This is a genomic window from Streptomyces sp. NBC_00996 (assembly GCF_045162675.1).
Lineage (GTDB): Bacteria > Actinomycetota > Actinomycetes > Streptomycetales > Streptomycetaceae > Streptomyces.
Genome location: NZ_CP108723.1, coordinates 9,331,568 through 9,352,685 on the forward strand (window position 1 = coordinate 9,331,568; position 21,118 = coordinate 9,352,685).

The following is a 21,118-nucleotide window of genomic DNA, read 5'->3' on the forward strand; positions in this document are numbered from 1 at the left end:
CGTGAGCCGCAGGGAGAACGCGCGGTCCAGCGACAGGCTGGGAGTCCCGACCGTCGTCACCCCGGTGACCCTGTCGTACGACCAGGCGTCCCGCGGCAACGGTCGCCCGTCGAGGAGCACCTGGTGCGGCGCGGACTCGCCGTGCACCGTGAAGCGGTACGAGCGGGCTGCCGGTTTGTCCTGATAACTGCCCACGCTCGCACCGACGTTGACCTCAGTGGTCCGCGAGGAGGAGTTCACCGTCACGCGCTGCGTCGCCGACGCACCCGTTGTGAACCGACGTGTCACGCCGTCGTCCTCGTACAGCGTGTAACTGCTGTTCCCCCTCGGGTAGAGGTCCCAGTCCAGCTCGTGCCGATCGCGGGTCTGCCAACTCGTTGTGCCCTTGGGCCACATGGGGACGATCGCGCCCTCCTTCACGAACAGGGGAAGGGTGTCGAGCGGCGCGTGGTAGCCGTCGACCGTCGTCGGGCCCCGGTAGGTGCGGCCCGTCCAGTAGTCGGTCCAGGTGCCTTTGGGGAGGTAGATGCCGTCGCGGGTCTCGGAGTCCTTGTAGACGGGGGCGACCAGGAAGTCGGAGCCCGCGAGGAACTCGTACTTGGCGTCCGCACCCAGGGTGTTCGGGTCGTCCGGGTACTCCAGCCACAGCGGACGGACCGCGCCCACGCCCGTCTTCGACGCTTCGGCGGAGAGCGTGTACATGTAGGGGAGCAGGCGCTCCTTAAGCTGGAGGTACTTGCGGTTGATGGACGTGTACGGCTCGCCGTCCAGCCAGGGCTGCTGGTCGGCAGGCTTGCCGATGGCGATGTCGGAGGCCCAGCCGTCCATGGTCATGATGGCGGGCAGGAACGCCTTCCACTGCAGGTCGCGGGCGTACATCTTGGCGTCGTGGCGGTAGATCGAGCCCACGTCACCGGTGTTGTACGCGATGCCGGACATGGTGGCCCCGGCATACGTCGGGATCTGCCAGCGGATGTAGTCCCACGACAGCTTCTGGTCGCCGCTCCACAGGACGCCGCAGCGCTGGGCGCCCGCCCAGGACACCGGGAGCCAGACGAAGCCGCGCGCGTCGCTGTTCTCCTCGATGCCCGCCTTGGCCTTGTCGCAGGCGCCGAGTGCGAAACCGTAGCCGTTGCCGACCCAGGCCACGTCCAGCTTGGCCACGCGCTGGCCCGCCTTCACCTGGTCGGCGAGCTTGTCGATGCCGTCCTGGGTCCACAGGCCGAGCTGGGCCTGGTGGTCCTGGAGGCCCTTGGCCGTCTCGGCGAGGTTCTCGTAACCGCAGCCGTAGCCGTCGTTGACGAGCATCCAGCCGAGCGGCATGTCGTGCGAGGTGTAGCCGTCGGCGATCTTCAGCGCGTCGAGGGTGTGCCGTTCGCCGCGGTTGGCGTTGTGCAGGTAGCAGTCGGAGTCGCCCGGTTCGAGCCCGTACACCGGCGGCATGAACGGTTTGCCCACCAGCGCGGTGTACTCGCCGATCACCTGCTTCGCGTCACCGAGGAAGTAGTAGGCGTCCAGGCGCCGTTCCTGCTGTCCGGTCCGCACCGGTGAGCCGAAGTCGTAGACGCCCGGCGCGAAGGTGTTGCGGAAGACTCCGTAGCCCGCGCTGGAGAGGTAGAAGGGCTGCGAGTTGTTGTAACCGCCCTCGTTCCAGTCGAAATTGTTGGCCACGTACATCGTCCGGTTCCGGTGCGCGAAGCTGCCGTTCTGCTCGCCGCCACCGAAGAACTGCTCGTCCGCGCCGCGGGCCAGGCTCTGCCGCATCCCGCTCGTCGACCAGCGAAGAGGTTTGTCCTCCTGCCAGACGGGGGTGCGGTTGTCGGCCTTGTAGAGGCCGAAGCGCAGCGGCTTCTTGTAGACCCGCAGGACCGCGTCGGGGGAGCGGATGCCGTAGTACGCGCCCGCGTCGAAGGACGTCGTGTGCTTCTGCGCGGCGGGCTGTTTGCGGACGATGGCCGTGCCCGCCGGGTCGGAGAGTGATCCGGACGGGTCGGCCCGGAGGCGCAGTTGGCCATCGGCCAGGAAGTCGGCCTGCGCCCTGAGCTGCCCGGCCTCGATGGTGTAGCTGCCGTCGCGGCCGCTGAAGGACGTGAGATCTCCCGCGTCCGTCGTCTCGGGCAGATACGCCTTGCCGGTGAAGGAGTTGTCGTGCACGTCGTACGGCACGACCAGCACGTGGTAGGTCCCCGACGCGTTCGGGATCACCGTGGCCTCGGGGTCGGCGGTGCCCGCGCTGGAGGCGACCTGCTTGCCCACGTCGTCGTAGACGTACAGGTCGAAGTCGTCGGTGGGGTGCTGCCACCCGATCGAGATCGGTACGCCGCCCTCGGGGTTGTCGGCCCAATACCCCTCGGGTACCGAGACGTTCACATCGAAGCGGTCGCAGACCTTGTTGTCCGGGTCGTCGGCGGCGGACGGGCAGCTCTCGGCACCGCCCGACGTGCCCTTGGCGTAGACGGGGCTCTGCCAGCTGACGCTCCGGTGTGTGTCGTCGAGAACGGCGCTCGGTCCGGTCGCCGCGAGCGCGGGCCGCGCCGGGGCGCTCAGCACGGTGACGGCCAGGGCGGTGGCGAGCCCCGCCATGGCCCAGGAACGGTGTCGGAGTCTTCGCACGGTACGCATCTCCACTCAAACCAACGGTGCTGTGTTTGCAGGTGCTTGAAATCGCGTCGGATCGTGCATGTTCAAGCATGAAGAGTGGCCGCGCGTGCAGGTTCATGTCAATGGATCTCACCTGAGGTGTCGCCGCGGCCGGCGCCGTGGACGGCCGCAAATTACCGGCCAGTTGAGATTGAAAGGCGAACCGCCACCGCTATCATCACCTCACCTGCGGAGCGACCCTCTGCCCGATGACGGCGGTTGTACGGCATCGACCTTCACACCCCCCACTGAACACATGGCGTTGTCGGGCGTGCCCGCCCGCGCGCCGTGCAGGACGGAAAGCAGCGCGAGCATGAGCAACAACAGGGGCAGAGGGCTTCAGGCCAATGCCCTCGGTACGTTCGACACGGTTGTGATGGCGGTCGCGGGCAGCGCCCCCGCATACTCGCTGGCCGCGACCACCGCGGTCCTCGTCGGCGCGGTGGGCCTTGCCAGTCCCGCGGCACTCCTGTACTGCGCGATACCCATGCTGGGCATCGCGCTGGCCTTCAGCTACCTCGGCCGGATCGACGTCAACGCGGGCGCCAGCTACTCCTGGGTCGGCCGCACGCTCCACCCCTTCCTCGGCTTCATCAGCGGCTGGGCCCTGGTCATCTCCGCGACGATCTTCATGGTCGCCGGTTCGCTGCCCGCGGGCGCGATGACCCTCTCCCTCTTCGACGAAGGGCTCGCGGACAACACCGCGTTGGCCACGGCGGTCGGCGCGGCCTGGTTCCTGGTCATGCTGTTCGTGGTGCTCGGCGGCGCCCGGCTCACCGTGCGCGCGCAGCTCGTCATGTCCGGTGTGGAGCTCGCCATTCTGGCCGTCTTCGCGGTCGGCGCCCTGCTGCACAGCGGCAACGCCCGTTCCTTCGAGTGGTCCTGGCTCGGCTTCGGCCACTTCGACGGGGTGAGCGGCTTCGCGTCCGGCGCCCTCATCGCCGCCTTCTACTACTGGGGCTGGGACGTCACCAGCAACCTCAGCGAGGAGACTCGCGACAGCCGCCGCACCACGGGACTCGCGGGCCTGATCGGCGTCGGCATCGTCTTCCTGCTCTTCGAGGTGTTCACCATCGCGGTGAACGTCATCCTCACCGACCAGCAGATCCAGGACAACGACGCCAACGTCCTGGGCGTGCTGGGCGAGGAGATCTGGCCGGGCTGGGGCGGCAAGCTGCTGATCGTCGCCGTGATGCTGTCCACCATCGCCACCCTGGAGACCACGCTCATCCAGGTCACCCGCTCACTGTTCGCGATGGGCCGCGACCGTACGATGCCGACCGCGCTGGGCCGCGTGCACCGCAAGTGGAACACCCCGTGGGTCGCCATCGTCGTGGTCGGTGCCGTCGCCCTGGTGATGTTCGTGACCTCCAACGCCCTCGGCTCGGTCGGTGACATCCTCTCCGACGCCATCGCCGCGATCGGCCTGCAGATCGCCGTCTACTACGGCCTCGCCGGCATCGCCGTGGTCGTCGCCTACCGCAAGACGCTGCTGAAGTCCCCGGCCAACTTCTTCTTCGGCGGGCTGTGGCCGTTGCTCGGCGCCCTGTTCATGTTCTGGATCTTCGTCGAGTCGCTGGGCGACCTGAGCAGCGCGTCGATCGCGATCGGCATCGGCGGCATCGCCGTCGGCCTGATCCCCATGCTCTGGTACTGGAAGCAGGGCAGCGACTACTACCGGCCCGCCAAGCTCGACGCCACCCAGGTCGTCGAGACCGACTACATCCCCGACGGCTACGCCACCGCGGCGGCGACCGAACGGTCCCGCGTCCACGAGGGTCTCCCCACCGACTTCTGAGAGGGACCCGATGGCGGGAGACCGCTTCACCCCCGACTTCGACCCCGACTGCGGGGACGGACCCCTCACCTCGGCCCGCCAGGACATCGTCATCGGCCGCTGGCAGGGCCTGCGCGAGCTGCTGCGGGCCGACAGTGCCGACTGGTCCGTGCGCAGCCACCGGATCCGGTTGCTCGCACCGGCCTGCGCGGGCAATTCCACGGTCGAGTCCTGGCTGGCCGCCGAACCCCGCAGCGCCGACGCGCTGGTGCTGCGAGCCGCGACCGACGTGGCCCGGGCCTTCAACCTGGCCATCGCCGCGGGCCGGGGCGTGCCCATCGACCAGAACCGCATCGACCGGGCGGTGATCGCCTGCCTCCGGGCCGCCGAGTCCCACCCGGAGGACCCCACGCCCTGGATCTCCCTGATCTCCGTCGCCCGGCTCTATCCCACCGGTGTACGCCGCCAGGAACTCGGCCGCTGGTGGGACGAACTGCACGGCCGCGACCCGTACAGCATGGAGGGCCATCTCCAGATCCTGCACTACTACTCGTCGCGCTGGCACGGCACGCACGGCCTCATGTACGACTTCGCCCGCGACGCGGCCGGTGTGGCGCCGCCGGGCTGCGCGCTGCCCGTCCTGGTGCAGTTCGCCCGCGTCGAGGAGTACCGCTACATCCTCGACGGAGCGAAGGGTCAGCGGGAAGCCGTCGTCGGGCTCGGCCAGCACTGGAACCACGACGCTGCCGTCAGCGACGTACGGCGCACCTGGCAGCGCTGGATCACGGCGCGCCCGGACGGCCTCGTGGCGCCCTGGGAGGTGCGCGACCTCAACTATCTGACGCACGCCGCCTGTTACGCCGGCACGGCGGACATCGCCACCGCGCTGTTCGGGATGATCGGGCGGCGGGCCGGCCGGACGCCGTGGTCGTACACCGGTGACCCGGAGAAGGAGTTCGTGAAATGGCGCAAACGGACCTCGCGCGGGGTGTGAGCCGCGGTCGTCAGGTGTCCCGGAGCCGGGCGTGCCCGCGGTGCTCCGGGGCGCCGCAGGTCGGCCGGCTCTGGGTGGTCGGTGACGGCAACCCGAGATCTGAGTGACGGTCAGGCGGCGCCGGTCATCGGTCGTTTCCTTAGTACGGATGCGTACGAACTGGGCGTCCGTGTCAGCGAGTCCCTCCGGCGGTCGCTGCGCCCGCTGCTGGGCGCGCGTGTCGACGGCTGGAGCGAGAACACCGAACCGGGCCCGCACTATCCGCAGATGGACAGCCTCGCGGGCCTCGCCGTGGTGGCGCCCCTCGCCTTCTTCGCCACGCGGCTACGTCAACGCGCTCGCCCCGCCAGGGGTGTTGAGCGAGTTCGGTGACGTGTTGCAGCCGGGGCCGTGTCAAGCAGAGATGTCGCTGCGGAAGGACTGCTACAGGTCGAACTCGTGCGGTGGCAGGTCGAGCGCGAAGCACGCCTCCCGCACGACGTCCTGCTCGGTCTTGTCGAAGTCGCCGTCGGCGCCGCCGATGACGATGCCGATCTGGATGACGGCACGGGCCTCGGCGGGCCTCTTCTTCGCCACGAGCTGGGTCTGCATCGTCGACGCGGACTCCTTGATGCAGTCCCACAGGGCCAGGAGAACTCCATACGTAGTCGAAGGCCCGGTCCGCCCGAGCGGGCGGACCGGAACCTCTTCGGTTTCTACAGCACCGGAGAAACTAGCGGACGGCAGCAGAAGTTCCGCCGGCATTCCACTCGGCGATCACGGGACGCCCGTGCTCGGTGGAGAGCCGGCTGACCGTGCCCGTGGCGAGCTGGAACAGCCGCCCGTCCGCCGGGGGAAGTCCCAGCCGGCGGGCCGTGAGCACCCGCAGGAAGTGGGCGTGCGCGACCAGGATCACGTCACCGCCGCCGAGCGCGCTCTCGATCCGGGACAGCACGCGGTCGGCGCGCCGCCCCGCCTCGGCCGGTGACTCGCCCGGGTGACCGGCCGGACCGGGCGGCACCCCGTCGTTCCACAGGTACCAGTCGGGCCGGGTGCGGTGTATCTCGACGGTGGTGATGCCTTCGTACGCGCCGTAGTCCCACTCGTGCAGATCGGGATCGGGTACGGCCCCGTAGATGCCCGCGAGTTCCGCGGTGCGGACCGCGCGGCCGAGCGGGCTGGTGAGCGCGAGGGCGAAGCCCCGTCCGGCGAGCAGCGGGGCGAGGGACTTGGCCTGTTCCTCGCCGTGCTGGGTGAGGGGAAGGTCGGTCCAGCTGGTGTGCCGGCCCGACACGCTCCACTCGGTCTCACCGTGGCGGACCAGCAGGAGGTCACCCATGGCCGTTACTTCGCGGACTCGACGGCGTGGCCGCCGAACTGGTTGCGCAGCGCCGCGATCATCTTCATCTGCGGGGAGTCGTCCTGACGGGAGGCGAACCGGGCGAAGAGGGAGGCGGTGATGGCGGGCAGCGGGACGGAGTTGTCGATGGCCGCCTCGACGGTCCAGCGGCCCTCGCCGGAGTCCTCGGCGTAGCCGCGCAGCTTGTCCAGGTGCTCGTCGTCGTCCAGCGCGTTGACGGCGAGGTCGAGCAGCCAGGAGCGGATGACCGTGCCCTCCTGCCAGGAGCGGAAGACCTCCCGGACGTCGGTGACGGAGTCGACCTTCTCCAGGAGCTCCCAGCCTTCGGCGTAGGCCTGCATCATGGCGTACTCGATGCCGTTGTGGACCATCTTGGAGAAGTGGCCCGCGCCGACCTTGCCCGCGTGGACGAAACCGAAGTCGCCCTCGGGCTTGAGCGCGTCGAAGATCGGCTGGACCTTCGCGATGTTCTCGGCGTCGCCGCCGACCATGAGGGCATAGCCGTTCTGCAGGCCCCACACGCCACCCGAGACACCCGCGTCGACGAAGCCGATGCCCTTGGCCGCGAGTTCCTCGGCGTGCTTCTCGTCGTCGGTCCAGCGGGAGTTGCCGCCGTCGACGACGGTGTCGCCGGGCTCCAGGAGGTCGCCGAGTTCGTCGACGACGGACTGGGTGGGGGCACCGGCCGGCACCATCACCCAGACCACGCGCGGACCTTCGAGCTTGCCGACGAGTTCGGCGAGGCTGCTCACGTCGGCGAGGTCGGGATTGCGGTCGTAGCCGACGACGGTGTGGCCCGCGCGGCGTATCCGCTCGCGCATGTTGCCGCCCATCTTGCCGAGGCCGATGAGACCCAGCTGTATCGCGGTCATATCAGATTCACTTCTTCCGGAGAGTGCGGTAAGCGGCCACGAGGGCGGCGGTGGAGGGGTCGAGGCCGGGGACGTCCGCGCCTTCGGTGAGAGCGGGCTCGACGCGCTTGGCGAGGACCTTGCCGAGCTCGACGCCCCACTGGTCGAAGGAGTCGATGTTCCAGATCGCGCCCTGTACGAACACCTTGTGCTCGTACAGCGCGATCAGCTGGCCGAGGACGGAGGGCGTCAGTTCGCTCGCGAGGATGGTGGTCGTCGGGTGGTTGCCCTTGAACGTCTTGTGCGGCACCAGCTCCTCGGCCACACCCTCGGCGCGCACCTCGGCCGGCGTCTTGCCGAAGGCCAGCGCCTGGGTCTGCGCGAAGAAGTTCGCCATCAGCAGGTCGTGCTGGTCCTTGAGTTCGCCGCTCAGCTCGTCGACCGGGTTGACGAAGCCGATGAAGTCGGCCGGGATCAACTTCGTGCCCTGGTGGATGAGTTGGTAGTACGCGTGCTGTCCATTGGTGCCCGGCGTGCCCCACACCACAGGGCCCGTCTGCCACTCCACGGGGTGGCCGTCGCGGTCCACCGACTTGCCGTTGGACTCCATGTCCAGCTGCTGCAGGTACGCGGTGAACTTGGACAGGTAGTGCGAGTACGGGAGTACGGCGTGCGACTGGGCGTCGAAGAAATTGCCGTACCAGACGCCCAGCAGGCCGAGCAGCAAAGGCGCGTTGGCCTCGGCGGGAGCGCTCTTGAAGTGCTCGTCGACGAGATGGAACCCGTCGAGCATCTCCCGGAAGCGGTCCGGACCGATGGCGATCATCAGAGACAGACCGATCGCCGAGTCGAAGGAGTAGCGCCCGCCGACCCAGTCCCAGAACTCGAACATGTTGGCCGTGTCGATGCCGAAGTCCGACACCTTCTGGGCGTTCGTCGACAGCGCCACGAAGTGCTTGGCGACCGCCTTGTCCTCGCCGTCCAGGCCGGCGAGCAGCCACGAGCGTGCCGAGGTCGCGTTGGTGATGGTCTCGATCGTCGTGAACGTCTTGGACGCGATGATGAACAGCGTCTCGGCCGGGTCCAGGTCGCGCGTGGCCTCGTGCAGGTCGGCCCCGTCCACGTTGGACACGAACCGCACGGTCAGCGACCGGTCCGTGAACGCCCGCAGCGCCTCGTACGCCATCGCCGGGCCGAGGTCGGAGCCGCCGATGCCGATGTTCACGACGTTCCTGATGCGCTTGCCGGTGTGTCCGGTCCACGCACCCGAACGGACGCGCTCGGCGAAGTCGGCCATCTTGTCCAGCACCGCGTGCACCGCGGGGACGACGTTCTCGCCGTCGACCTCGATGACCGCGTCGCGCGGGGCGCGCAGCGCGGTGTGCAGTACCGCGCGGTCCTCGGTGACATTGATCCTCTCGCCGCGGAACATGGCGTCCCGCAGCCCGAACACGTCGGTGGCGGTGGCCAGTTCCTGGAGCAGGGCGAGGGTCTCGTCCGTGATCAGGTGCTTGGAGTAGTCGATCCGCAGGTCGCCGACCCGCACGACATAGCGCTCGGCGCGCGCGGGGTCGGCGGCGAACAGCTCACGCAGCCGCGGGTGGAGCAGGCCGACCGCGCGGTGGTCCTCCAGGGCCACCCACTCCGGACGCCGCGTGAGCTTGGGGGAGTCAGACATGACGGGGGGTCTCCTTGGTGCCCTCGCCCCGCAGGGCGACGGCGTACATCTCGTCCGCGTCGAGGCGGCGCAGCTCCTCGGAGATCAGCTCGGAGGTGGAGCGCACCTTCAGCGCGAGGGTCCGGGAGGGCTGCCCGGGAAGGGACAGCGTGGCCAACGGGCCCTCGGGGCGGTCGATCACGATCTCGCCGTTCGCGGTGCCGAGCCGTACGGCGGTCACGACGGGCCCCGCGGTGACGACCCGCTCGACCGGGACCCGCAGTCTGGCCTCCAGCCAGCGGGCCAGCAGTTCGGCGCTCGGGTTCTCGGCCTCGCTCTCGACGGCGGCCGAGGTCACCTGCGTACGGGCCTGGTCGAGTGCGGCGGCCAGCATCGAGCGCCATGGCGTCAGTCGCGTCCACGCGAGGTCGGTGTCGCCGGGCGCATACGACGCGGCGCGGGCCTCCAGGGCCAGGAGCGGCGCCTCGACGGCGTACATGTCGGTGATCCGGCGCTGCGCGAGGGCGCCCAGCGGGTCCTTGACCGGGATGTCGGGCGAGTCCACCGGCCACCAGACGACGACCGGGGCGTCGGGCAGCAGCAGCGGCAGGACCACGGAGTCGGCGTGGTCGGACACCTCGCCGTAGGTCCGCAGCACGACCGTCTCACCGGTGCCCGCGTCCGAGCCGACGCGCACCTCCGCGTCCAGGCGGGAGTGGGTACGGTCGCGCGGGGTGCGGGCGACGCGCTTGATGACGACCAGGGTGCGCGAGGGGTGCTCGCGCGAGGCCTCCTCGGCCGCCTTGATCGAGTCGTACGCGTTCTCCTCGTCGGTGACGATGACCATCGTCAGGACCATGCCCACGGCGGGGGTGCCGATGGCCCGGCGCCCCTGCACGAGCGCCTTGTTGATCTTGCTTGCCGTGGTGTCGGTCAGGTCGATCTTCATGGCCTGCGCCAGCTCCGTCCGTCTCGTGCGAGCATCTCGTCGGCTTCCTTCGGGCCCCAGCTGCCCGAGGGGTACTGCGCGGGCTTGCCGTGCGTCTCCCAGTACCCCTCGATCGGGTCGAGGATCTTCCAGGACTCTTCCACCTCTTGGTGACGGGGAAAGAGATTGGCGTCGCCGAGCAGGACATCCAGGATCAGCCGTTCGTACGCCTCCGGGCTGGACTCGGTGAACGACTCGCCGTAGGCGAAGTCCATCGTGACGTCCCGGATCTCCATCGACGTACCCGGCACCTTGGATCCGAAGCGCACCGTCATGCCCTCGTCGGGCTGGACGCGGATGACGATCGCGTTCGCGCCGAGCTCCTCGGTGGCCGTCGAGTCGAAGGGCGAGTGGGGCGCGCGCTGGAAGACCACCGCGATCTCCGTCACCCGTCGGCCCAGGCGCTTGCCGGTGCGCAGATAGAAGGGGACACCCGCCCAACGGCGGTTGTCGACCTCCAGCTTGACGGCAGCGTAGGTGTCGGTCGTCGACTCGCGGTCGATGCCGTCCTCCTGCAGATAGCCGCGCACCTTCTCGCCGCCCTGCCAGCTCGCCGCGTACTGTCCGCGCACGATGTGCTCGCCGAGGTTCTCCGGCAGCTTCACGGCCTTGAGCACCTTGAGCTTCTCGGTGAGCAGCGACTCGGCGTCGAAGGCGGCCGGCTCCTCCATGGCGGTCAGGGCCATCAGCTGGAGGAGGTGATTCTGGATCACATCCCGGGCGGAGCCGATGCCGTCGTAGTAGCCCGCCCGGCCGCCGATGCCGATGTCCTCGGCCATGGTGATCTGGACGTGGTCGACGTACGACCGGTTCCAGATGGGCTCGTACATCTGGTTGGCGAAGCGGAGCGCCAGGATGTTCTGGACGGTCTCCTTGCCGAGGTAGTGGTCGATACGGAACACCTGGTCCGGGTCGAACACCTCGTGCACGATCTTGTTGAGCTCACGCGCGCTCGCCAGATCATGTCCGAACGGCTTCTCGATGACCGCGCGCCGCCACGAGCCCTCCGGCGCGTCCGCGAGACCGTGCTTCTTGAGCTGCTGGACAACCTTCGGGAAGAACTTCGGCGGGACCGAGAGGTAGAAGGCGTAGTTGCCGCTGGTACCGCGCGAGGAGTCCAACTCATCGACCGCGGAGCGCAGTTGCTTGAACGCCGTGTCGTCGTCGAAGTCGCCCGGGATGAACCGCATGCCCTCGACGAGCTGCTGCCAGACCTCCTCGCGGAACTCCGTACGGGAGTGCTCGCGCACCGAGTCGTGGACGACCTGCGCGAAGTCCTGGTCCTCCCACTCGCGGCGGGCGAAGCCGAGGAGCGAGAAGCCGGGCGGGAGCAGACCGCGGTTGGCGAGGTCGTAGACGGCCGGCATCAGCTTCTTGCGGGACAGGTCGCCGGTGACGCCGAAGATGACCAGGCCGGAGGGGCCCGCGATGCGGGGGAGGCGGCGGTCGCGCGGGTCGCGCAGGGGGTTGTCCCAGTCGGACACCGGCAGGCCGAGCGCCTCGGCGAGGGCCTGCGGCGTCATGTCGGCCCACTCGGCGTTCGCGTGCCCGGGCACCGATGTCGCGTCGGCCGTTTCCGGGCCGGCGTGACCGGGGCCCGGCACGTCGGCCGTCGCCGCGCTCGCGGCGCCGGAACCCGCCGGTTCCGTGTGCGCCTCGTCGGATCCCGCCGTCACCGCAGCCGGTTCCACGGCCGTGTCACCCAGTCCCTTCGCCGCGGCGGGCGCATTCTGCGCGGCGCTGTCGGGAAGCGCTTCATTCCTGGTCATTCCCCCTCGACTCCCTTGCCGCTGAGTGAGGTCGCGACGGCCTCCAGCAGCTCCAGCCAGGCCGCCTCGAACTTCGCGACGCCCTCGTCCTCCAGCTGCTTCACGACCTCGTCGTACGAGATCCCGAGCGCCTCGACTGCGGCCAGGTCGGCACGGGCCCCGGCGTAGCCGCCGGTCACCGCGTCGCCGTGGATGTCACCGTGGTCGGCGGTGGCGTTCAGCGTCGCCTCCGGCATGGTGTTGACCGTGCCCGGCGCGACCAGCTCGTCGACGTACAGCGTGTCCTTGTACGCGGGGTCCTTGACGCCCGTCGAGGCCCACAGGGGACGCTGCTTGTGGGCGCCGGACGCAGCGAGGGCGGTCCAGCCGACACCGCGCTGTGCCGCATTGTCGGCAGAGCCGAACACGTCCTCGTAGGCCTCGTACGCGAGCCGGGCATTGGCGAGCGCGGCCTTGCCCTTGAGGGCGAGCGCCTCGTCCGTGCCGACCTTAGCCAGCCGCTTGTCGATCTCGCTGTCGACGCGGGAGACGAAGAAGGAGGCGACCGAGTGGATGGTGGACAGGTCGATCCCGGCCGCCTGCGCCTTCTCCAGGCCCGCCAAGTAGGCGTCCATGACCTCGCGGTAGCGCTCCAGCGAGAAGATCAGCGTGACGTTGACGCTGATGCCGAGGCCGATGACCTCGGTGATCGCCGGGAGACCGGCCCGCGTCGCCGGGATCTTGATCATCACGTTCGGGCGGTCGACCAGCCAGGCGAGCTGCTTGGCCTCGGCGACGGTCGCCCCGGTGCGGTGGGCGAGGCGCGGGTCGACCTCGATGGAGACCCGGCCGTCACGGCCGCCGGTCGCGTCGTACACCGGGCGCAGGATGTCGGCGGCGGCGCGCACGTCCGCGGTCGTCATCATGCGGACGGCTTCGTCGACCGTCACGCCGCGCACCGCGAGATCGGCCAGCTGCTCCTCGTACCCCTCTCCGGAGCCGATGGCGGCCTGGAAGATCGAGGGGTTGGTGGTGACGCCCACCACGTGCTTGGTCTCGATGAGTTCGGCGAGGTTGCCGGACGCGATCCGCTTGCGGGAGAGGTCGTCGAGCCAGATGGAGACACCTTCCTCGGAGAGGCGCTTCAGGGTTACCGCGGTCGCGGTTGCTTCGGTCACAGTGATCATCTTCCTTTGTGCGATCGGATCAACCGCGGACTGCGGTAAGAGATTCCCGCGCGGCGGCGGCGACGTTCTCGGCGGTGAAGCCGAACTCGGCGAACAGGGTCTTGGCGTCGGCGGAGGCGCCGAAGTGCTCCAGAGAAACGATGCGTCCGTGGTCACCGACGTACCGGTACCAGGTCAGACCGATGCCCGCCTCGACCGCCACGCGGGCCTTCACGGACGGCGGAAGGACGCTCTCGCGGTACTCCGCGGACTGCTCCTCGAACCACTCCACGGACGGCATCGACACGACACGCGTCCCCACGCCCTCGGCCTCCAGCCGCTCGCGCGCGGCGACGGCGAGTTGTACCTCGGAGCCGGTGGCGACGATAACGACGTCCGGCGTCCGGGTGGAGGAGTCGCGCAGGACGTAACCGCCCTTCGCCGCCTCGGGGTTGGCTTCGTAGGTGGGCACGCCCTGACGGGTGAGCGCGAGGCCGTGCGGGGCCGGGTTGAGGGCGTGCCGCTTGAGGATCTCGGCCCAGACGATCGCCGTCTCGTTGGCGTCGGCCGGGCGGACGATGTTGAGGCCGGGAATGGCGCGCAGCGAGGCGAGGTGTTCGACCGGCTGGTGCGTCGGACCGTCCTCGCCGAGGCCGATGGAGTCGTGCGTCCACACGTACGTCACCGGGAGCTGCATCAGCGCGGACAGGCGCACGGCGTTGCGCATGTAGTCCGAGAAGACCAGGAAGGTGCCGCCGTAGATGCGGGTGTTGCCGTGCAGCGCGATGCCGTTCATCTCCGCGGCCATGGAGTGCTCGCGGATGCCGAAGTGGACGGTGCGGCCGTAGGGGTCGGCCTCCGGCAGCGGGTTGCCCTTCGGCAGGAAGGAGGAGGTCTTGTCGATCGTGGTGTTGTTCGAGCCGGCCAGGTCGGCGGAGCCGCCCCACAGCTCGGGGAGCACACCGCCGAGTGCCTGCAGGACCTTGCCCGAGGCGGCGCGGGTCGCCACGGACGTGCCCGCCTCGAAGACCGGCAGCGCGGATTCCCAGCCCTCGGGCAGTTGACCGGCGACGACACGGTCGAAGAGCCCCGCGCGCTCGGCCTGCGCGGTACGCCACTCGGCGATCTGCTTGTCCCAGGAGGCGTGCGCCTCGGCGCCCCGGTCGAGGGCGGTCCGGGCGTGGTCCAGGACCTCGGCGTCCACCTGGAAGGTCCGCTCGGGGTCGAAGCCCAGGATCCGCTTGGTGGCCGCGATCTCCTCGGCGCCGAGCGCGGAGCCGTGGGAGGCCTCGGTGTTCTGCGCGTTCGGCGCGGGCCAGGCGATGATCGTGCGCATCGCGATGATGGAGGGGCGCTCGGTCTCGGCCTGCGCCGTCTTGAGAGCCGTGTACAGCGCGTGGACGTCGATGTCGCCGCCCAGCGCGGGCTCGATCCGCTGCACGTGCCAGCCGTACGCCTCGTAGCGCTTCAGCACGTCCTCGGAGAACGCCGTCGCCGTGTCGCCCTCGATGGAGATGTGGTTGTCGTCGTAGACGAAGACGAGGTTGCCGAGCTTCTGGTGGCCGGCGAGGGACGAGGCCTCGGCGGAGATGCCCTCCTCCAGGTCGCCGTCCGAGACGATCGCCCAGATGGTGTGGTCGAACGGGGACTCACCCTCGGGGGCCTCGGGGTCGAAGAGGCCGCGCTCGTAGCGGGCGGCCATCGCCATACCCACTGCGTTGGCGACACCCTGGCCGAGCGGGCCGGTCGTCGTCTCGACGCCCGCCGTGTGCCCGTACTCCGGGTGCCCCGGCGTCTTCGACCCGTGCGTACGGAACGCCTTCAGGTCGTCGAGCCCGAGCTCGTAGCCCGACAGGAAGAGCTGGGTGTACAGGGTCAGCGAGGTGTGGCCGGGGGAGAGGACGAAGCGGTCGCGGCCGGTCCACTCCGGGTCGGCGGGGTCGTGACGCATCACCTTCTGAAAGAGCGTGTACGCGGCCGGTGCCAGGCTCATCGCGGTGCCCGGGTGGCCGTTTCCGACCTGCTGTACGGCATCGGCCGCCAGGAGGCGGGCGGTGTCGACGGCACGCCGGTCCAGCTCGGACCACTCGAATCCGTCGGAGAAGCTGTCGGGTGTCTGCGTGCTCATCTTCAAGAAGTCCTCGATAGGAGCGGGGTAAGTGCTCGGACGTGTTCAAAACTAAAAGTCTGACTTTTGCCGGGGAAGGTGCCCGTGTGTCAGCCTTCGGTGAAAGTGGGACACGCAGCGCCGTACCGAGCCGACGCGAGAAGGACATGGCAGACAGAACAACCCAAGACGGTGACGGGATCAGAACGTTTCCCTTCCCCATCGACCTGAGCGTGAGCGGCGTCGGCATGCAGGTCCGACCGATGGAGCCCGACCGCGCCTGGGCCGAGGAGGCACCGCTGGACCGTGTGCACCGCATCGACTTCCACGTGGTGATGCTGTTCCGCGGGGGCCCGGTGACGCACATGGTCGACTTCACCGAGTACGAGGTCACGGCCGGCGATCTGCTGTGGATCCGGCCGGGTCAGGTCCACCGTTTCTCCAGGAGAGGCGAGTACGCGGGGACCGCCCTGATCATGCAGCCCGGCTTCCTGCCCCGCGCCACGGTCGAGGCGACCGGCCTCTACCGCTACGACCAGCCCCCGCTGCTGCACCCCGACGCGGCCCAGGTCTCCGCCCTGGAGGACTCCCTCGCCCAACTGGAGCGCGAGTACAACGACACGACCACGCTGCCGCTCAGTCTGCACACCGCGGTACTCCGGCACTCCCTGACGGCGTTCCTGCTGCGCCTCGCCCATCTCGCGGCGAGCTCCGCCGAGGCGGCGCGCGAGCGGACCGACACCACCTTCACCCGCTTCCGGGACGCGGTCGAGAAGGGCTTCGCCACCAACCACAGCGTCAGCGCGTACGCCGACGCCCTCGGTTACTCCCGCCGCACCCTTGTCCGCGCGGTGCGCGCGGCCACCGGCGAGACCCCGAAGGGCTTCATCGACAAGCGGGTGATCCTGGAGGCCAAACGGCTCCTGGCCCACACGGAGATGCCCATCGGCCGCATCGGCGTCGCCGTGGGCTTCCCCGACTCGGCCAACTTCTCCAAGTTCTTCCATCAGCACACGGACACGACCCCGGCGACGTTCCGGGCGGAGCTGCGCTGAGGGGGCGGGCGTTGCCGCGCCGAAAGGGGGCGGGCCGTCGGGCCCGCCCCCTCTTTACTTCTTCACCGAGTGTGGATCACCAGCCGATGCCGAGCGTCAGCCCGGTCGGCGGGTTCGCGTTGCCCAGGATCTGCACCGACGACTGGTCGTTGATGTCGTCGTAGGGGAAGGCATAGGCACGCTTGTCGAGACCAACGGTGTGCAGGAACGCGGCGTAGTCGTTCTTGATGCCTCCGGTGTAGTAGGCGGACGGGGTGTACCAGGCCGAGGTGTCGAGAGCCACGCCCCGGTTGAACGCGGCGCAGAACTCCGCGCCGAGTTGCTTCTCCGGGTCACTGCCCGAGGCCAGCGCGCCCGCGCAGGCCACGACGTCCGGGGAGGACGGCTTCTGGAGCGTGTAGGGACCGGCGCCGTTCTTGGTGAAGGTGAGGGTGTTCCCGGAGACCTGTCCCGAGAAGGTCTCACCGAGCCGGGTCAGCTTGAAGGGATGGGTGGAGTAGTACGACCAGGTCTGATCGACGTACGACTGGAGGTAGTTCGCCTGGGAGCCTCCCGCGAGGAAGAGGTTGGAGGAGCGCGGGGCGGTGATCCGGTACGTGTTCTGCAGCGGCTTGAAGGCCGCGCCCACCGAGGCGGCGTACTGGGACATGACCTGGGCGCGGGTCAGCGTGATGCCCCGCGTGGTGTCGTAGCCGCTGGAGGCCTGCGTCAGCCGTGAGGTCATCGGGAAGCCGAACTGGTCGACCTGGGTGGTGTTGCCGCCGAAGGCCACCTGCCCGAAGACGTACGTGTACTCGTACCAGTCGTAGTAGACGTCGGTGTTGGGGTCGTTGGGGTTGCGCAGGTCGGGGCCGCCCCAGCCCTGGTCGTCCGGGGAGACCGGGATGTACAGGGGCGAGCCGAGGGAGACGTAGATCCGGCCGCCCCGGATCGACGTGGGGGAGGGGACCGAGCCGCCCGACTGGGCGAGCGTGAACGACATGTTGGGGTAGTTCACGCCGTTCTTGGTCAGGTGTCCGGGCGCGTTCGCGTCCAGGTGGTTGATGCGGGTCATGGTCCCGTCGGACTTCATGTACGACCACTGACCGGGCGTCACCTGACCGAGCACGGTGACGTAGATCTGTGAATTCGCGTACGTCCCACGGGTGTTGTTCTGGAAGGTGATCGGGAAGCTGCCGGTGCCGCCCCCGCCACCGCCCCCACCGCCGCTGCCGACGGTGTAGGTGAAATGCGGGGTGTCGTAGAGCGGTCCGCCCTTCTCGTACGTGAACCAGTACTCCAGGGTGAAGCCGCTCGGCAGGCCGCCGACGTTCTGTTGCCAGATCCCCGCGTTGTTGGCCATCCGGAAGTTCTGCTGACCGGCACTGGGGGACAGGTAGTGCACATCGACCAGGGACGCTGGGGTGGTCGGCTTGAACCAGATCTGGACCGAACCGGAGCCGGTCGAGGTGACGCCCTGGGTGTAGTCGGCGGCGGCGCTGGCAGGCACCGCCCCGGCCAGGCCGAGCGCCAGCACCGTGAGGAGGGCGGTCAGGACGGCCGTCACCAGCCGCCTGACCTCGGGGCGTGGCACTCTGGACCTGGCCGGGGAGTATGTGATCATTCGTCAACTCCCGTGTCAGTGGCCGAAGTCGAACCAGTTGACGTTCACGAAGTCCGCCGGCTGACCGCTGGTGAAGGTCAGATAGACGTCGTGGGTTCCGGTGACGGAACTGATGTTCGCGGGCACCGTTCGCCAGGCCTGCCAGCCACCGGTGTTGGCCACCGCGAAGCTGCCGATCGGCGCGCTCGTACGGCTGTCGAGACGCACCTCGACGAGTCCGCTGACGCCGCCCGCCGCGCCGCTCGCGACCCGGCCGTAGAACTGATGCGCCGCCGTGGAACCGAAGTCGACGCCCTTGTAGAGCGCGTAGTCGCCGTTCGCGAGTGAGCTGATGTTCTGTCCGCCGCCGGTGTCGGTGGTGGTCTCGGTGCCCACGCCCGCCTGGGTGTCGTACGACTCGGCCTGGATGGCGCTGTAGGCGTCACGGTTGCCGGAGGGCGGCGGGGTCGTGCCGCCACCGCCGCCGGTCGACTGCAGGACCTGGACGTAGTCCACGACCAGCGGGTGGCCGGGGTCCGTGCCGCCGTCCGGGCCGCCGCCGAAGGCGTCGGGGAAGCCGCCGCCCATCGCCACGTTCAGGATCAGGAAGTAGCCGTGGTTGGTGGCGTTCGCCCAGGTGGTCGCGTCGACCTGATTCGCCCGTACAGTATGGAAGTTGACGCCGTCGAGGTAGAAGCGCATCTCCTCGGGGCTCGTGGACTTGTCCCACTCCACGGCGTACGTGTGGAAGCCGGCCTGGCAGGTGGTCCCGGTGCAGGGGGTGTTGCCGCCGATGCCGGAGGTCTCGTTGCAGGGGCCGCCCGGCGAGGTGCCGCAATGCATGGTGGCCCACTCGGTGTTGAGCCCCTGGACATTCTCCATGATGTCCAGCTCGCCGATGCCGGGCCAGTTCCAGTAGTTGCCACGGAAGGGCGCGCCCAGCATCCAGAAGGCGGGCCAGTAGCCCTTGGCGGCGGCGCCGGTCACGTTCGGCATCTGGAGCCGGGCCTCGACGCGGAGTTTGCCGCCTGCGGGCGGCTGGAAGTCGGAGCGGTTCGTCTCGATGCGGCCCGACGTCCAGTTGCCCGCGGCGTCACGCCGTGGGGTGATCCGGAGGTTTCCTGCGCCGTCGAGCGAGACGTTGTTGGTGCTGGAGGTCATGGTCTCGACCTCGCCGGTACCGAAGCCGGCGGGCCCGCCGGGGTAGCTCGTGCCCGTCGTGTACTGCCAGTTGGCGGTGTTGACGCCGGATCCGGCGGCCCCGTTGAAGTCGTCGAGGAAGACCTGGGACCAGCCGGACGGGGGTGTGGGGGCGGAGGCGTTGGCGGGGAGGGTGGCGGCCGTGGCGGCGGCGGCCGCCAGGCCGAGGGTGCTGAACACGGCGATGAGTACGCGCCGCAGAGGGCGGCGTCTGCCGGATGCGCCGGGTGTGCCGGAAGTTTCACTCATGGGTGCCTCTTCGGTACGGAGTGGGGTGCGCGGTGAAGTGGGGAGCGCTCCCACGCGATTTGAGAGCGCTCTCAAAGCAGCTGCGCGGACAATGTGCTCTCCGTCACTCCGGCCGTCAAGAGGTGAAGCCGAGAAAGTCTTTTGGGCGCATGGGAGTTCACGCCGTGAAAGAAGGGCGGTGCATGCGAAGGGGGCGGGTCACGGCGATCCGCCGATACCCGCCCCTTCGGTGAAACCGTTACAGAGCGCTGCCCGCCTTCCAGTCCGCCCAGGACAGGTTCCACCCACTGAGGCCGTTGGCGGGGTCCACGGTCTTCTCGCCCGAGTTCTTGACGATCACCACGTCGCCGAGCGTCGAGCTGTTGTGGAACGTGGAGCCCGGCACGGAGGTGTCGTTCGCGCCCTTGGCGTCGTGCAGGCCGATGCAGCCGTGGCTGGTGTTGCTGGTGCCGAAGACCGACGTCGGGGCCCAGTAGTTGCCGTGGATGAAGGTGCCGGAGGTGGTCAACCGCTGGGCGTGCGGGACGTCGGGGATGTCGTACTCGTCACCGAGACCGACCGTCGAGGACTCCATGCGGGTCTGCCGGAACCGCTCGCTGATCACCATGATCCCGGACCAGGTGGTGTGCTCGGCGTCGCCGCCGGTCACCGGGTAGGTGGCGAGCGTCGATCCGTCCCGCTCGACCGTCATCGTCTTCTTCGGCAGGTCGACCGTGCTGATCTGGCGACGGCCGATGTGGAAGGTGACGTCCTTGGACTGGACGCCGTAGACATCGTTCGCGCCCTCGACGTCCTTGAGCCGCAGGCTCAGCGTGATCTTCGTGCCCGCGGCCCAGTACGCCTCGGGCCGGAAGTCGAGCCGGGTGTCGCTGAACCAGTGGCCGACCACCTCGACCGCGGGCTCGGCCGTCACCGTGATCGCCTTTTCGACGGCGGCGCGGTCCTTGACGGCCTGGGTGAAGTTGATCGACACGGGCATGCCGATACCGGAGGTCGCATTCGCCTCGGGAGTGAAATAGCCCACGAAGGTCTCGCCGGGGGACTTCGTGACGAAGGTCGCGGTGTGCGCGTCGGCGCCCTGTGGTGTCGCTGTGACCGTGTATTTGGTGCCCGAGTACGGATTCCTGGTGGAGGTCCATTTCGTGCGGGCGTCGTTGAAGGAACCGGCCAGAGTGGAACCGTCGTTGCCGGTGACGCCGACGCTCGCAAGGGTGCCGTTCGCCACGGCGACCTCGACCGGGCTCGTGAAATCGGCCTTCTTCGTGCCGTCGGCGGGGGTGACGGTGACGGTGGGTTCCTTGACCTTGGCCTTGGCCTGGGTCTTTGCGCCCGCGGCCGCCGTCGCGCCCGTCCCCTCCGAGGCGTCCGCCGAGCCGCTGCAGCCCGTCGGCGCGACTGCCGGGACGGCGCCGAGCACGGTGAGGATCCCGCGCCGTGACCAGGCCGGCCGCTCGGACCCGCCCCGTGCCGGCTCGGACCGGTTCGCTGTCTGCCCGGACCGGTTCGATATCTGAGGGACGCCCACGGCACGCCTTTCCTGGGTTCTTCGATCACCACCACTGCGGGTGCATACTGCGCCCCTTCCATGGGTTGAATCTTTGAATCCGAGGGGCTCAACCTGAGATTCCTGTGAAGACGCCCTGAGGGACGGCCTGAAACCACGGTTGTCGGGCCGCGGTGGATTGTGAACAGAGTATGAAGCAGCCGACCGGCGCCCTGAGTTTCCGGTGAGAGCACGCCCCGGGGGACCGTTCCCCACCTCTCC

The 21,118-nt window shown here is 69.1% G+C and carries 14 protein-coding genes and 2 pseudogenes; 4 read left to right on the forward strand and 12 right to left on the reverse strand.

Going from position 1 to position 21,118, the window contains the following annotated elements; all coding sequences use genetic code 11:
* Nucleotides 1-3 precede the first annotated feature (3 nt).
* Nucleotides 4-2,154 (reverse strand): annotated as a pseudogene (locus tag OG390_RS43205) (TIM-barrel domain-containing protein); the annotation flags it as partial.
* A 799-nt stretch (nt 2,155-2,953) separates the two neighbouring features.
* On the opposite strand from OG390_RS43205, the gene OG390_RS43210 reads away from it, so the two are divergent.
* The 3 genes from OG390_RS43210 (at nt 2,954) to OG390_RS43220 (ending at nt 5,783) form a co-directional block, all read left to right on the forward strand.
* Nucleotides 2,954-4,438 (forward strand): APC family permease, encoded by a 1,485-nt coding sequence (locus tag OG390_RS43210; protein ID WP_406175616.1) that lies wholly within the window; start codon nt 2,954-2,956, stop codon nt 4,436-4,438.
* A gap of 10 nt (nt 4,439-4,448) precedes the next feature.
* Nucleotides 4,449-5,411, forward strand: a complete 963-nt coding sequence (locus OG390_RS43215) for a hypothetical protein (protein ID WP_406175618.1) — start codon at nt 4,449-4,451, stop codon at nt 5,409-5,411.
* A gap of 81 nt (nt 5,412-5,492) precedes the next feature.
* Complete coding sequence (locus OG390_RS43220) at nt 5,493-5,783, forward strand: hypothetical protein (protein ID WP_406175620.1); 291 nt, start codon at nt 5,493-5,495, stop codon at nt 5,781-5,783.
* 51 nt (nt 5,784-5,834) lie between these two features.
* Here the strand turns inward: OG390_RS43220 and OG390_RS43225 are convergent.
* From OG390_RS43225 to tkt, 8 genes and pseudogenes are all read right to left on the reverse strand, one after another.
* Nucleotides 5,835-6,008 (reverse strand): annotated as a pseudogene (locus OG390_RS43225) (TerB family tellurite resistance protein); the annotation flags it as partial.
* 115 nt (nt 6,009-6,123) lie between these two features.
* Nucleotides 6,124-6,729: a histidine phosphatase family protein gene (locus OG390_RS43230; RefSeq protein ID WP_406175621.1), complete on the reverse strand. Its 606-nt coding sequence runs from the start codon at nt 6,727-6,729 to the stop codon at nt 6,124-6,126.
* A gap of 5 nt (nt 6,730-6,734) precedes the next feature.
* Nucleotides 6,735-7,613: a phosphogluconate dehydrogenase (NAD(+)-dependent, decarboxylating) gene (gnd, locus tag OG390_RS43235; RefSeq protein ID WP_406178213.1), complete on the reverse strand. Its 879-nt coding sequence runs from the start codon at nt 7,611-7,613 to the stop codon at nt 6,735-6,737.
* Between the two features lie 16 nt (nt 7,614-7,629).
* Complete coding sequence (gene pgi, locus OG390_RS43240; RefSeq protein WP_406175623.1) at nt 7,630-9,279, reverse strand: glucose-6-phosphate isomerase; 1,650 nt, start codon at nt 9,277-9,279, stop codon at nt 7,630-7,632.
* Nucleotides 9,272-10,207: a glucose-6-phosphate dehydrogenase assembly protein OpcA gene (gene opcA / locus OG390_RS43245; RefSeq protein WP_406175624.1), complete on the reverse strand. Its 936-nt coding sequence runs from the start codon at nt 10,205-10,207 to the stop codon at nt 9,272-9,274. The genes pgi and opcA overlap by 8 nt, the downstream gene beginning before the upstream one ends.
* On the reverse strand, nt 10,204-11,769 hold the full coding sequence (gene zwf / locus OG390_RS43250; protein WP_406178214.1) for a glucose-6-phosphate dehydrogenase: 1,566 nt from the start codon (nt 11,767-11,769) through the stop codon (nt 10,204-10,206). The genes opcA and zwf overlap by 4 nt, the downstream gene beginning before the upstream one ends.
* 242 nt (nt 11,770-12,011) lie before the next feature.
* Nucleotides 12,012-13,181: a transaldolase gene (gene tal / locus OG390_RS43255; protein ID WP_406175625.1), complete on the reverse strand. Its 1,170-nt coding sequence runs from the start codon at nt 13,179-13,181 to the stop codon at nt 12,012-12,014.
* 19 nt (nt 13,182-13,200) lie between these two features.
* Nucleotides 13,201-15,288 (reverse strand): transketolase, encoded by a 2,088-nt coding sequence (gene tkt / locus OG390_RS43260; RefSeq protein ID WP_406175626.1) that lies wholly within the window; start codon nt 15,286-15,288, stop codon nt 13,201-13,203.
* 146 nt (nt 15,289-15,434) lie between these two features.
* Here tkt and OG390_RS43265 point away from each other — a divergent pair, with 146 nt between their 5' ends.
* Complete coding sequence (locus OG390_RS43265; RefSeq protein ID WP_406175628.1) at nt 15,435-16,322, forward strand: AraC family transcriptional regulator; 888 nt, start codon at nt 15,435-15,437, stop codon at nt 16,320-16,322.
* Nucleotides 16,323-16,398: 76 nt separating this feature from the next.
* On the opposite strand, the gene OG390_RS43270 is transcribed toward OG390_RS43265, so the two are convergent.
* From OG390_RS43270 to OG390_RS43280, 3 genes are all read right to left on the reverse strand, one after another.
* The gene (locus OG390_RS43270) at nt 16,399-17,925 is read right to left on the reverse strand and encodes a glycoside hydrolase family 64 protein (protein WP_406175630.1); all 1,527 of its coding nucleotides are present in this window, start codon (nt 17,923-17,925) and stop codon (nt 16,399-16,401) included.
* Nucleotides 17,926-17,940: 15 nt separating this feature from the next.
* Nucleotides 17,941-19,353: a glycoside hydrolase family 16 protein gene (locus OG390_RS43275; RefSeq protein ID WP_406175632.1), complete on the reverse strand. Its 1,413-nt coding sequence runs from the start codon at nt 19,351-19,353 to the stop codon at nt 17,941-17,943.
* A gap of 238 nt (nt 19,354-19,591) precedes the next feature.
* Nucleotides 19,592-20,878 carry an Ig-like domain-containing protein gene (locus tag OG390_RS43280; protein ID WP_406175634.1) on the reverse strand — a complete coding sequence of 429 codons (1,287 nt, stop codon included), beginning with the start codon at nt 20,876-20,878 and terminating at the stop codon, nt 19,592-19,594.
* Nucleotides 20,879-21,118: the final 240 nt, after the last annotated feature.

Bases quoted from the DNA above. Each gene is read 5' to 3' on its own strand.
- opcA (WP_406175624.1), bottom strand. From the start codon at position 10,207: ATGAAGATCGACCTGACCGACACCACGGCAAGCAAGATCAACAAGGCG.
- OG390_RS43230 (WP_406175621.1), bottom strand. From the start codon at position 6,729: ATGGGTGACCTCCTGCTGGTCCGCCACGGTGAGACCGAGTGGAGCGTG.
- pgi (WP_406175623.1), bottom strand. From the start codon at position 9,279: ATGTCTGACTCCCCCAAGCTCACGCGGCGTCCGGAGTGGGTGGCCCTG.
- OG390_RS43210 (WP_406175616.1), top strand. From the start codon at position 2,954: ATGAGCAACAACAGGGGCAGAGGGCTTCAGGCCAATGCCCTCGGTACG.
- OG390_RS43270 (WP_406175630.1), bottom strand. From the start codon at position 17,925: ATGATCACATACTCCCCGGCCAGGTCCAGAGTGCCACGCCCCGAGGTC.
- zwf (WP_406178214.1), bottom strand. From the start codon at position 11,769: ATGACGCCGCAGGCCCTCGCCGAGGCGCTCGGCCTGCCGGTGTCCGAC.
- OG390_RS43215 (WP_406175618.1), top strand. From the start codon at position 4,449: ATGGCGGGAGACCGCTTCACCCCCGACTTCGACCCCGACTGCGGGGAC.
- tal (WP_406175625.1), bottom strand. From the start codon at position 13,181: ATGATCACTGTGACCGAAGCAACCGCGACCGCGGTAACCCTGAAGCGC.
- tkt (WP_406175626.1), bottom strand. From the start codon at position 15,288: ATGAGCACGCAGACACCCGACAGCTTCTCCGACGGATTCGAGTGGTCC.
- OG390_RS43275 (WP_406175632.1), bottom strand. From the start codon at position 19,353: ATGAGTGAAACTTCCGGCACACCCGGCGCATCCGGCAGACGCCGCCCT.
- OG390_RS43265 (WP_406175628.1), top strand. From the start codon at position 15,435: ATGGCAGACAGAACAACCCAAGACGGTGACGGGATCAGAACGTTTCCC.